This window comes from Sorangium sp. So ce327, assembly GCF_051530205.1.
GTDB lineage: Bacteria > Myxococcota_A > Polyangia > Polyangiales > Polyangiaceae > Sorangium > Sorangium cellulosum_B.
On the sequence record NZ_CP150330.1, the window covers coordinates 6,375,468 to 6,387,400 of the forward strand.

The following is an 11,933-nucleotide window of genomic DNA, read 5'->3' on the forward strand; positions in this document are numbered from 1 at the left end:
GTTCGGGGGGTGAGCGATGGGCACGGAGCACGATCGAGAGCTCGAGGAAGCAGGGGCAGGGAATGGATCGCCGCCGTCGACGCGCGGGCGCCCCGATCGGACGGGGCCCAGGCAGGTCGTGCCGAGCGTCGACGTCGAGGACGAGGAGACCCGGTACCTGGCGCCGATCGGCCCGACGGAGCCCTCGGACGGGCGGAAGACGCAGTCGTCCGAGGTGCACGCCCCGGTCGTGCCGGTGACGGCCGAGGAGCTCCAGCGCCAGATCAGGGAGCTCGAGGCGCGGCTCAAGCGGATGCTCGCCGGGGGGCCATCGCCCGACGCGAGCGGCGCGGTGGGAGGCATGCCCGAGACCGAGCGGAGCCCGCGCCTGGGCGGAGCGCCCGCCGTGTCGGCCGGCTTCGCCAGCGAGCCGCCGCTGTCCGAGCCCGGGACGGCGCGCGACGTCCTGTCGACCGACTTCTACCTGCGGCAGTGGGGCCGCGCCGGCCTGCGCCGCCGCTCGGAGGAGGTCGACGAGTTCGGCTTCGATCCCAAGTACGAGGCCCGGTACAGGTCGCTCTTCGACTTCCTGCACAGGGTTTATTTCAGGATAGATATCGAGGGCATCGAGCGCATTCCCGCCGAGGGGCGGTGCCTCGTGGTTTCCAACCATTCGGGCGGGCCCATCCCCTACGACGGGCTCATGCTGCGGGCCGCGGTGCGGCGGGAGCACCCGGCGCGGCGGGAGCTCCGCTGGCTGGCCGACGATTTCGTGTACTACCTGCCGTTCGCCGGCACGATCCTGAACCGGCTCGGGGCCGTGCGGGCCTGCCAGGAGAACGCCGAGCGGCTGCTCGCGGGCGAGCGGCTCATCGCGGTGTTCCCGGAGGGCGTCAAGGGCAGCGGGAAGCTCTACAAGGACCGCTACCAGCTCCAGCGGTTCGGTCGCGGCGGCTTCATCCGGCTCTGCCTGCGCACGCGCACGCCGCTCGTCCCGTGCGCCATCGTGGGGGCCGAGGAGACGAACCCGCTGTTCTATCGGGTCGAGCACCTCACGCGCGCGCTCGGCATCCCGTACCTGCCCATCACGCCGACCTTCCCCGCGCTCGGGCCGCTGGGCCTCATTCCGGCGCCCACCAAGTGGAAGATCCGCCTGGCCGATCCGGTGCGGTTCGACGCGTACGGCCCGGAGGCGGCGGACGATCAGATCCTGGTGCGGCGCCTCGCAGAGCGCGTGCGCGCGACGATCCAGGGCCTCATCGACGAGACCCTGGCCACCCGGAAGTCGATCTGGTTCGGATGAAGCGATCTGCCGAGGCGAATCCTCACTCCATGTCTGAAATTAGAAACGAAGGGGATCCGCCCGCCGAGCCCGAGCGAGCGACGAGCAGGGGCGCGCGGCCGGAGGGCGTGCTGGTGATCGACAAGCCGCGCGGGCCGACGAGCCACGACGTCGTGGCCCGCCTGCGCCGCGCCCTGGGCGTGAAGCGCATCGGGCACGCGGGGACGCTCGACCCGATGGCGTCCGGCGTCCTCGTGGTGCTCGTCGGCGAGGCCACCAAGCTCGCCCCGTACCTGACCGCGCAGGACAAGCGCTACACGGCGCGCGTCGTCCTCGGTGTGGGGACGGACACCCTCGACGCGGACGGGGAGATCACCGCGACGCAGCCCCTGCCGCCGTGGCTCGACGCGGAGCTCGGCGCCCTCGCCGGGGCCGGCGGGCCTCCCGGCGGCGAGGCGCTCGCGCGCGCGGCGCCGCGCATCGCCGCCGCGATCGACGCGGAGCGCGCGCGGCGGGAGCAGGCGCCGCCGGCCTACTCGGCCATCAAGGTCGCCGGGCAGCGCAGCTACGCCCTGGCGCGCGCCGGCCAGGCGGTGGAGCTGTCGGCGCGGGCCGTCGAGGTCCGGTCGCTCGAGGTGACCGGCGCCTCGCGCGGCGAGCCTGGTGCACCTGCCGCGGGCGCTGCGCCGGCCACGGGCGCCGCGCCGGCCACCCTCGATCTCGATCTCGGGGTGAGCAAGGGCTACTACGTGCGCTCGCTGGCGCGCGACCTGGGCGCGCACCTCGACGTCCCCGCGCACCTGTCCGCGCTCCGCCGCACGGCGAGCGGCAGCTTCACCGTGGAGCAGGCCGTGTCCCTCGACGCCGACGCCGAGGCGCTGCGCGCATCGCTGCGCCCGCTCGCCGACGCAGCCGCCGCGAGCCTCCCGGTCGCCCGCCTGACCGAGCACGGCGCCCGGCGCGCGCGCATGGGACAAGCGCTCACCGAATCCGACTTCTCCATGGCTCCTGCGCACCCTGGCGCCGCTGTATGGCTCGATCCGGACGGGGTTGTCGTGGCGCTCGGCGCCTCGGAGGTCGCCGATGTGGACGCCGGTGAGGGCCATCCAGCACCGTCGCCGATACGGTTTTCCGTCCTGCGCGGTTTTTCCGAAGCGCCAGACATGCGTGGGAATGCTGCTAGATAAGAGAAACCCACAGCACACGGCAATTCCCTGGACTTCGGCAGATCTACGGCGCATGTCCTTGGCAACGCTCGGCAGGATCGGTCGAGCTGGGGAGTCCGCCTTCGGGCGAGAGCGGCAAGAACGCGTGGTTCCGTCATCTCCTGAGATTTCGCGTCCCGGTCCGGTTGCGCTCCCCTCGCCTGTTCCGTTACGATTCGTCCGTTAGGAGCCTCTGTTTGAGTCCCGATTTCGTTCCATTGCCAGCGCTCGGCGCTGCAGTTCTCTCCGCTGTACTTGGCTCGCTGTTCGTCGGCGCCGACACCGCACTGACGACGTTGAGCGCGACGAGGCTCGGCGCGCTGATAGAGCAGGCGACGGGCCCCACGAAGGCCGCCTACGAGCGGATTCGTCAGGAAGACGCCAAGCTCCGTTCCCGCTACCTGCTCGGCTGGGTCGTATCGACCAGCCTGACAGCCGCCTGCTTCGACCTCTTCTTCCGGCGGGTTGCCCCAGGCGCTGCGCTCTATCTCGGGCTGGCGACCACCATCGTCCTCAGCGGAGCCCTTTACGAGGTCAGCTCCACGCTGGGCCGCAAGCACGCCGATCGGGCCGCATCGTTGGCGGTCCGCTTCTTGCGCCCTCTCGAAATCGCGATGCTGCCGCTCGCCGTACCGCTCGGCTGGATCGGCTCCAAGCTGGGGCCGCGGGATGGTGAGCAGCCGTCGGACCCGAGGGTTGCCGAGGCGGAGGTCGAGATCCTCGTCGATGAGGTCGAGCGTTCTGGTCTCTTCGGGCGAGAGCCGGCGGAGATGATCCGCAATGTGCTCGAGTTCGCCGATCTCACGGCGCGGGACGTGATGGTGCCGCGATCCAAGGTCGAGGCCATCGAGATCTCCACTCCGCTGGAGAAGGTGCTGGAGATCGTCACCGAGAGCGGGCACTCACGTTATCCGGTCTACAAGGATCAGACCGACAACATCGCTGGTCTCCTCTACGCGAAGGACCTGTTCAAGGTCCTCGAGGAGCGTCGGCTCAAGAACACGACGCTCCGGGAGATCACGCGGAGCCCTGCCAATTTCGTCGCCGAGTCGCAGCCTCTCTCTTCGCTGCTCCGGGAGATGAAGAGCCGGAGACAGCACCTCGCCATCGTGGTCGACGAGTTTGGCGGGATGTCGGGGATTGTCACCTTGGAGGACGTGCTCGAGGAGATCGTCGGAGACATCCGGGACGAGCACGACGAGACGGACGACGGCGCTGCCATCCAGGATCTGGGCGACGGCCGTCTGGTCGCCGACGCAGCCGTATCGATGAGTGATCTCTCGGCCTATCTTGGCGCCGAGCTCGACCGTGAGGGGAAGTACGAATCTCTCGGCGGGATGCTCACGCAGCACGTGGGCAAGGTGCCCGAGGTCGGCACGGCCGTGAGCAAGTTCGGCCTGCGCTTCATCGTGCGCGACAGCGACGAGCGCCACATCGGCAAGGTCGAGATCGTCCGCCCCCGCGCCATGGGCGCCGGCGGCGCCGCCTAAATCGCCCCGCGCCGACCCAGCCCGCCGGAGGGCGGCCATCGCGGCCCCTCCCCTCGGCTCCCCCAATAGACAGTGAACCCAGGCACGCCTCCCGCAGCGCCGGCGATGCCTCAGATCTGCGCCGGCCGAGCGGCGCGCGCCCGCACAGGAGACGGGCCCAGATCGGCGTTTTCGGCGCGCAAGCGCACTCCGGTGCGCTGAGCACCGAAAACGTCGAGGTGGGCCCGTATCCGAAGCGGGCGCGTGCCGCTCAGCGGGCGAGGGAGAGTTTGCGGAGCTCGTTCGCGAGATCGTCGCCCTCTTTGATGAGGCCGGGCGTCTCTTCGACAGGGTTGTCCTTGTTGCCCTCGAGCAGCTTGCGGATGTCCGCCATCGCGCTGGCGAGCCTGAAGACCATCTGCTCGCTCGTGAGGCCAGCGACGGACTGAGGATCGACCGGGAGGGCCTGCAGATCGCCGCCGGCGATGTCGCCCTTCGTCCAGCGGGTGGCCTCCTTCTCGGCAGCCTTCATGCCCTGCTGCGTGCGCTCGAGGCGGTTCACCGTGTACTTCGCCGGCCAGTCCTTGCCGAACGGGAACGGCGCCTTGTTGGGAACGAGCTCGGCCAGCGTCTTGTCGCCGTCCCGGCGGAAGACCACCGAGAAGTTCACGACCGGCTCCTCCTGCTCCTTCCACGATTTCTCGACGGGCGCCTGCGCGGCCGAGAGGACGTTCTTGAGGCTGTCCTTGGTCTTGTTGAGATCCTGGACCGCCGTGGTGTAGGCGAGGACCTGGCGCATCACCCGCCCCGGGAGGCCGCCGATCTGCTTGCCCTCCAGGTTGGTGGCATCGAACGGGACGTTGATGCCGCCCAGCTCGGCCACGAGCTGCGCGGGGAACTTCTTCCCCTCGAGCGCCGTCCGGCCCGCATCGAGCTTCTCCTTCAGCTCGACCATCTTCTCGTTCGCGGCCTTCACGTCCTTCGCGAGCGCCGCGGCGCCTTCGACCGCGAGCTTGCCGCGATCGCCGCGCTCCTTCGCGCCGCCGATGGCGAAGCCCACGCCGATGCCGACGATCGCCGCGAGGCCGGCGTAGAGCGCCGTCTTCTTCGAGGCCTTCCGCCGCTCCTGCTCGACCTCCTCGCCGACCTCGACCTTGATGGTCTGCGCGGCGGCCGTCGGCTTGGGCGGAGGCGTCTGGATCACAGGACGCGGCGCCGGCGCGAACGGAGGCAGCGGGATGCCTGGCGAGATCCCGGGCGGGGGCGCGATGCCCCCCACGGAGGGCATCGGCGGCCGCGCGCTCGGATGCGGCGAGGGCATGCCGACCGGGCCCGCGTTCATGTCGGGAGGCGGCCCCGATCCGGGCTGCGAACCAGGCACGGGAAGGGGGACGGCCGCTCCTGGCGCCCCGCCTATCGCCGTTTTGCCAAGCCGAGCCTTCAGATCGATTTTGCTCTTCTTCTTTTCTTCAGCCATCGGCTCCTCGAGGACGGGATCGCTGCACCACTTCGCGCTGAAAACTCCAGCTCGCCCGAGGGAATCGACCCACCACGGCCCGAACCGGAGCTGCCCCTGCGCGAGCGGCAACAGAAGACGACACGGGCCGGCCTCCAACAGACCGACATGGGAGCGGGGAGGGAAAGATCAGCAACACGACGGGAGCGCCGGGCGAGCGGACAACCCGCCGGGCACGTTAGCGGCGCGCCGCCTGGAATGTCAACGCGATGGCGATCGCGGCGCAGGATGTGTTTCGACAGGCGATCGCCAGGCCACACGGGCCACCCGGCCCCACGGCAGCCTCCGCCGGCCTGCAGCTGCGCCCTCGCCGGGTCTGCGCCGGCGTCCCCCGCCCATCCTGCGGGCGACCGCCGGCAGCCTGGCCCTCGGCGAAGGGACCGGGTAGGAAGCAGGGGGTTCATGGTCTCGTTCAAGTTCGGCGGGGGTCGGCCGCCGCGGCTCCGCTCTCCTTCCGGCAAAGGACCGCAGGCGCCGCCAGCTTCATCCACCGGCAACAGACCGCAGGCGCCGCCCGCGGCTTCCTCTGGCGACGGGCGGCAGGCGTCCCCCCCGCCTTCCAGCGGCGGGCGGCAGGCGCCGCCCCCTCCTGCCTCCAGCGGGGGCCGGCGCGGGTCGCCCCCGCGGCGGCCATCGCTCCGGATGGAGACCCGGCGGGTCACGAGCTTCGATGGAACCGACATCACTTACCGCGTGACGCCGCCCCCGTTCGAGGGGGCGAAGACGGTCGTCCTGGTCAACGGGCTGGGCGGGCCGTACCTCGCCTGGCGGGCGCAGGTCGAGTACCTCTCCGACCAGTACCGGTTCATCACGTGGGATTACCGCGGGATGTACGCGTCGAAGCGCCCGTCACCGGACGTTCCGGGCGCCTATGCGGTCGCGAACCATGTCCGCGACCTGGAGGCGATCCTCGACGTCGAGGGGATCCGGCACGGCGCGCTGATGGGATGGAGCATGGGCGTCCAGGTGGCGCTGGAGGCGTTCCGCAGGCTCCCGGGGTTCGCCGCGAACCTGGTCCTGCTGAACGGCACCTACCGCCGGCCGCTGGAGACGATGGGGCCGCTGCCGGGGCTCGGGCGGCTGTTTCCGCCGTTCGTGGCGTTCGCGGCGCGCGCTCACACGCTGGCGGCCCGGATGACGGGCAGCACCATCGGCCCGCCGGACGCGGTGCTCTGGCTGAAGCGAATGGGGCTGCTCGGCAAGACGCTCGACAGCGAGGCGTTCGCCGAGCTCGTGCAGCCGTTCGGCCGGCTCGACATGCACGGGCTCTTCAGCAACCTCCGCGCGCTGGACGCCCACGACGCCGAGCACGTGCTCGAGCAGATCGACGTCCCGACGCTGCTCATCACCGGCGACCGCGATGCGTTCACCCCGCGGGCGCTGGCGCAGTCGATGGCGCGCCGCATCCCGATGGCGGAGATCCTCGTGGTCCGCGGCGGGACGCACACCACCGCGGTCGAGTTCCCCGAGCTCGTGTCGCTCCGGATCGAGCGCTTCTTCGCCGACCACGGGTTCTAGCGCGGCCCGCCTGGCCCGGGGCCAGGCGGGCGCCCACCGCTCACTTCCTCAGGAGGTCCGCGAACGGGTTGTTGCGGAAGCCGCCCGACGAGCTCCCCTGCCCCTTCCCTTGCTGCCCCTGGGCCGGCCGGCGGCCGTCGCCGCGATCGTTGCGGCCGCGCGCGTCGCCGCCGGCGGACGGGCCGCCCGCCTGGGGACGCGCGCCGGCGGGAGCGCCGCCCTTCTTCGCGGTGAGCGAGATGCGCTTGCGCACGAGGTCGACCTCGAGGACACGCACCTTGATCTTCTCGCCCACCTTCGCGACCTCGTTCGGGTCCTTAACGAACCTGTCCGCCAGCTGCGAGACGTGCACGAGGCCGTCCTGGTGGACGCCGATGTCGACGAAGGCGCCGAACGCCGTGACGTTGGTCACAACGCCCTCGAGCTCCATGCCCTCCTTGAGATCCTCCATGGTCCGCACGTCGTCGCGGAACTTCGGCGGCTCGAACGTGGCGCGCGGGTCGCGGCCCGGCTTCTTCAGCTCGCTCAGGATGTCGTTCAGCGTGAACGAGCCGACGTCGCCGGCCTCGTACTTCTTCGCATTGATCCGCGCGATCGCCGCCGTGTCGCCGATGAGCGACCCGACCGGCACGCCGAGATCCGCCGCGATGCGCTCGACGAGGCCGTAGCGCTCCGGGTGCACGGCGCTCGCGTCGAGCGGGTGCTCCCCGCCCCGGACCCGCACGAAGCCCGCCGCCTGCTCGAACGTCCGCGGGCCGACGCCGGGCACGTCGAGCAGCGCCTTGCGGCTCTTGAACGCGCCGTTCAGGTCGCGGTGGGCGACGATCTTCTTCGCGAGGCTCGGGCCGATGCCGGCGACGCGGGCGAGCAGCGGGGCGCTGGCGGTGTTGAGCTCGACGCCGACCAGGTTGACGCAGCTCTCGATCACCTCGTCGAGCTTCCTCGCGAGCAGGCCCTGGTAGACGTCGTGCTGGTACTGGCCGACGCCGATGCTCTTCGGGTCGACCTTCACGAGCTCCGCGAGCGGGTCCTGCAGCCTGCGGGCGATGCTGATCGCGCCGCGCACCGTGAGGTCGAGGTCCGGGAACTCCTCGCGCGCGACCTCGCTCGCCGAGTAGACGCTCGCGCCCGCCTCGCTCACCGGGACGCAGAACAGCTCCTTCAGGCCCTCCGACGCGAGCACGTCCTTCACGAACGCCTCGGTCTCGCGGCCGTGCGTGCCGTTGCCCACGGCGACGGCGCGGAGTGGGTACTTGCGGCAGATGCGGCGCAGGTCCTGGCGCGCGCGCTCGAGCGAGTCGCTGCTCCCGACCAGGTAGATCGTCGTGTGCTCGAGGAGCTTGCCCGTCTCGTCGACGACAGCGCACTTGCAGCCGGTGCGCTGGCCCGGGTCGATGCCGAGCACCGCCTGCGTGCCGAAGGGCGCCGCGAGGAGGAGCTCGCGGAGGTTCTGGGCGAAGACCTCGACCGCGGCGCGATCGGCCTGCATCTTGAGGTCGACGCGCACGTCGCTCTGGACCGCGGGGAGCAGGAGCCGCTTCACGGCGTCGTCCGCGGCCTTCGTGAGCTCGCCGGCCCACGGCGATTTCGGCTTCAGCCCCACCGCGGCGTGGATCGGCGGGACGAGCGGCTCGGGCGCGAGCTCGATCGAGGCGCGGAGCACGCCCTCGGCCTCGCCGCGGCGGATCGCGAGGTAGCGGTGCGACGGGATGTTCGCGACGGGCTCCTCGAAGCTCCCGTACATGTCGAACTTCGTCTGCTTGGCCGCGTGCTCCTCGTTCTTCTGGACCTTGATGACGCCTTCCTTGGCGTAGGCCTCGCGGACGAGCTTGCGCACGTCGGCGTGCTCGGCGATGCGCTCGGCGCAGATGTCGCGCGCGCCGGCGAGGGCGGCCGCCGCGTCGGGGACCTCCTTCTCGGCGCTGACGAACGCGCGGGCCTCCTCCTCGGGGCTGCCGTCGCCCGGCTGCGACCACATGCGATCCGCGAGCGGCTCGAGGCCCCGCTCCTTCGCGATGATGGCGCGCGTGCGGCGCTTCGGCTTGAAGGGGAGGTAGAGGTCCTCGAGCTCGGCCTTGGTGCTGCAGGCGCGGATCTTCGAGGCGAGCGCGTCGGTGAGCTTGCCCTGCTTCTGGATCTCCGTGAGCACCGTGGCGCGGCGCTCCTCGAGCTCGATGAGGTAGGCGCGGCGCTCCTCGATGGCGCGGATCTGCACCTCGTCGAGCCCGCCGGTCGCTTCCTTGCGGTAACGGGCGATGAACGGCACCGTCGCCCCCTCGGCGAGCAGCTTGGCCACCGCCGAGACCCCCTGGCGCGGGAGGCTCAGCTCCTCGGCCAGGAGCGGGACCGGATCGAACGAGCTGTCCGCGCGGCTCGGGACAGCGACAGGGCTCTGCGTCTCAGTCATGGGCGCGGCATACGCGCAGGGTGCACGCGCGTCCAGGCTTGACTTGCTGTCTACCTCAGCCCGCCGCCGCGATGACCTCGCCGTCGCGCAGCACGGCCCGCGCGCGCGGCGCGCCCCAGGGCTGCACGATCGCGTTCTCGTGGGGCAGGTCCCACAGGGCGAGATCGGCGCGCAGCCCCGGACGGACGGCGCCGCACACGCCGCCGAGGCCGAGCGCGGCCGCCGCCTCGCGCGTCGCGCCCAGGATGGCCTCGGCGACCGTGAGCCCGTAGAGCCGCACCGCGAGCGCGAGCGCGAGCGGAAGGCTCTCGGTCGGCGCCGTTCCGGGGTTCGCGTCGCTGCCCACGATCAGCGGGACGCCTGCGGCCCGGAGCGCGGCGACGGGCGGCGGCTCCTGCCGCAGCGTGAAGCTCGCCACGGGCAGCAGCGCGGCGGCGACGCCCGCCTGGGCGAGCGCCGCGATGCCCGCCGGCGCGACGTGCTCGAGGTGGTCGGCCGACGCGGCGCCGAGCGCGGCCGCGAGCTCGGCGCCGCCCACGTCCGCGAACTGCCCGACGTGCACGCGCACGCCGAGCCCCAGCGCGCGCGCCCGCTCGAGCACCGGCCGCGCCTCGTCCACCGAGAACGCGCTCCGGTCGATGTACGCGTCGACGTAGCGCGCGAGGCCGGCCGCGGCGATCGCGGGCAGCCAGGAGCGCGCGACGGTCCCCGCGTAGGCCGCGCGGTCGCCGCCGGCCTCCGGGGGCAACGCGTGCAGCGCGAGGTACGTCGGAACGACGCGGGGCAGGCGCGCGTCCCTCCCCGCCTCGGAGACCGCCTCGAGCTGCTTGCGCTCCGTCGCCTCGTCGAGGCCGTAGCCGCTCTTGGCCTCGACGGCGGTCACGCCGAGCGCGGCCATCCGGCGGAGGCGGGCGCGGAGCGTGTCCGCGAGGTCGCCGGCGGTCGCGGCGCGCGCCGCGCGCATGCTCGCGACGATGCCGCCGCCGGCCGCGGCGATCGCCTCGTAGTCGCCGCCGGCCATGCGGATCGCGTACTCGGCGTCCCGCGAGCCGATCCAGGGCGCGTGCGTGTGGCAGTCGACGAGCCCCGGCGTGACGACCCCCGCGGCCTCGATCGCGATCGGCACGCCGGCCTCGGGCCGCAGGACCTCGCGCCGCGGGCCGACCGCGTCGATCGCGCCGCCTCGCACGACGATCGCGGCGTCCTCGATGACGCCGAGGGGATCGCCGGCCGAGGCGCGCGACGCGTCGCAGGTGACCAGCCGGCGCGCGGTGATGGCGAACGGGCGCTCAGGGTGCTGCGCGGCCTCCGCTCGCGCGGCCCCCGGCGGCGCCGTCACGTCGCCGCCCCCGCGGCGCGCGCCCGCTCGATGTCCTCGATCACCGCCCGGGACGCGGGCCCGCCGGCGATCTCGGCGAACGCCGCGGGCGAGGAGACCGGCCGCGGCGGGCACCGCCGGCGCAGGCCCAGGCACCGCGCGGCCGCCTCGACGCAGCGCTCGCGGAAGCGGGGCTCGCGCTCGGCCTTGCGCACGAGCGCCTCGTGCACGCGGTCCTGCAGGTCCTCGCTGTGGCAGACGAGCAGCGCGTCGCAGCCCGCCCAGACCGCCGCGGCGGCGGCCTCCTCGACGGCGTGGTGCGCCGCGATCGCGGCCATCTCGAGATCGTCCGAGAAGAGCACCCCCTCGAAGCCGATCTCGCCGCGCAGGAGGTCGGTGCAAATGGCGCGCGACAGCGTCGCCGGGACGCCGGGATCCAGCGCCTCGACGACGATGTGCGCCGTCATGAGCGACGCGACCCCGGCCCGGCAGGCGGCGCGGAACGGCGGCAGCTCGATCTCGTCGAGGCGGCCGCGCGCGTGCGAGAGGGTGGGGAGCGCGAGGTGGCTGTCGAGCGCCGTGTCGCCGTGCCCCGGGAAGTGCTTGCCGCAGGCGAGCACGCCCTCCTCCTGGAGCCCCTCCAGGAACGCGACGGCGCCCCGCGCGACCGCGCCGGGGTCGCGGCCGAACGCGCGATCGCCGATGATCGGGTTCGCCGGGTTCGAGTCGACGTCGAGCACCGGGGCGAAGTTCAGGTTGATGCCGACGGCCCGGAGCTCGGACGCGACGGCGCGCGCCGCGCGGCGCAGCAGCGGGAGGTCCGCGAGCTCGCCGAGCGAGCGCATCGACGGCAGCGTCAGGAACGGCGCGGGCAAGCGGGTGACGCGGCCCCCCTCCTGATCGATGCCGATGAAGGGGGGCCGATCGGGGCCGCCCGCCGCGGCAAGCGCCTGGCAGAGCCGCGCCGTGGCGGCCACGTCAGGGACGTTGCGCCGGAACAGGATCGCGCCGCCCCGCCGCCCCTCGGCGAGGGCCTTCAGGTACCGGGCCGGCGGCTCCGCGCCGTCGAAGCCGCCCACGATGAGCTGACCACACAGGACCTCGAGCTCCAGATCGAGCCGCATCGTCCACCACCTCTCGCGCGGCGCAGGCGGGTGGCCGGCCGCGGAATCCGTTCGTAGACGACTCGTAAACGACTTGGGCCGACGAGGCCACTTCCGAGGGATGCCGGTGCGCCGG

General features: G+C 72.5%; 8 protein-coding genes. 4 read left to right on the plus strand and 4 right to left on the minus strand.

All coding sequences use genetic code 11. The annotated features are described in order from the left end of the window. The first annotated feature begins 16 nt into the window (after positions 1–16). The 3 genes from WME95_RS23810 to WME95_RS23820 all read left to right on the plus strand — a co-directional run bounded on the left by WME95_RS23810 (position 17) and on the right by WME95_RS23820 (position 3,956). Complete coding sequence (locus WME95_RS23810; protein WP_437910723.1) at positions 17–1,282, plus strand: lysophospholipid acyltransferase family protein; 1,266 nt, start codon at positions 17–19, stop codon at positions 1,280–1,282. 29 nt (positions 1,283–1,311) lie between these two features. Continuing rightward, positions 1,312–2,448 (plus strand): tRNA pseudouridine synthase B, encoded by a 1,137-nt coding sequence (locus WME95_RS23815; RefSeq protein WP_437910724.1) that lies wholly within the window; start codon positions 1,312–1,314, stop codon positions 2,446–2,448. Between the two features lie 215 nt (positions 2,449–2,663). Further along, a complete protein-coding gene (locus tag WME95_RS23820) occupies positions 2,664–3,956 on the plus strand; it encodes a hemolysin family protein (protein WP_437910725.1) in 1,293 nt (430 codons plus the stop codon). Between the two features lie 250 nt (positions 3,957–4,206). On the opposite strand, the gene WME95_RS23825 is transcribed toward WME95_RS23820, so the two are convergent. Continuing rightward, positions 4,207–5,256: a formin gene (locus tag WME95_RS23825; RefSeq protein ID WP_437910726.1), complete on the minus strand. Its 1,050-nt coding sequence runs from the start codon at positions 5,254–5,256 to the stop codon at positions 4,207–4,209. A gap of 837 nt (positions 5,257–6,093) precedes the next feature. On the opposite strand from WME95_RS23825, the gene WME95_RS23830 reads away from it, so the two are divergent. Then, positions 6,094–6,969 (plus strand): alpha/beta fold hydrolase, encoded by an 876-nt coding sequence (locus tag WME95_RS23830; RefSeq protein ID WP_437910727.1) that lies wholly within the window; start codon positions 6,094–6,096, stop codon positions 6,967–6,969. A 40-nt stretch (positions 6,970–7,009) separates the two neighbouring features. Here WME95_RS23830 and WME95_RS23835 read toward each other — a convergent pair whose 3' ends face one another. The 3 genes from WME95_RS23835 to nagZ are packed head-to-tail and all read right to left on the minus strand — an operon-like array spanning position 7,010 to position 11,818. After that, complete coding sequence (locus tag WME95_RS23835) at positions 7,010–9,376, minus strand: Tex family protein (protein WP_437910728.1); 2,367 nt, start codon at positions 9,374–9,376, stop codon at positions 7,010–7,012. A 55-nt stretch (positions 9,377–9,431) separates the two neighbouring features. After that, on the minus strand, positions 9,432–10,715 hold the full coding sequence (hutI, locus tag WME95_RS23840; RefSeq protein ID WP_437910729.1) for an imidazolonepropionase: 1,284 nt from the start codon (positions 10,713–10,715) through the stop codon (positions 9,432–9,434). Then, positions 10,712–11,818 (minus strand): beta-N-acetylhexosaminidase, encoded by a 1,107-nt coding sequence (gene nagZ, locus WME95_RS23845; RefSeq protein WP_437910730.1) that lies wholly within the window; start codon positions 11,816–11,818, stop codon positions 10,712–10,714. The genes hutI and nagZ overlap by 4 nt, the downstream gene beginning before the upstream one ends. Between the last annotated feature and the right edge of the window lie 115 nt (positions 11,819–11,933).

Excerpts from the sequence above, each read along its gene's own strand:
- WME95_RS23830 (WP_437910727.1), top strand. The coding sequence starts at position 6,094 with ATGGAGACCCGGCGGGTCACGAGCTTCGATGGAACCGACATCACTTAC.
- WME95_RS23825 (WP_437910726.1), bottom strand. The coding sequence starts at position 5,256 with ATGCCCTCGCCGCATCCGAGCGCGCGGCCGCCGATGCCCTCCGTGGGG.
- WME95_RS23810 (WP_437910723.1), top strand. The coding sequence starts at position 17 with ATGGGCACGGAGCACGATCGAGAGCTCGAGGAAGCAGGGGCAGGGAAT.
- nagZ (WP_437910730.1), bottom strand. The coding sequence starts at position 11,818 with ATGCGGCTCGATCTGGAGCTCGAGGTCCTGTGTGGTCAGCTCATCGTG.
- WME95_RS23835 (WP_437910728.1), bottom strand. The coding sequence starts at position 9,376 with ATGACTGAGACGCAGAGCCCTGTCGCTGTCCCGAGCCGCGCGGACAGC.
- WME95_RS23815 (WP_437910724.1), top strand. The coding sequence starts at position 1,312 with ATGTCTGAAATTAGAAACGAAGGGGATCCGCCCGCCGAGCCCGAGCGA.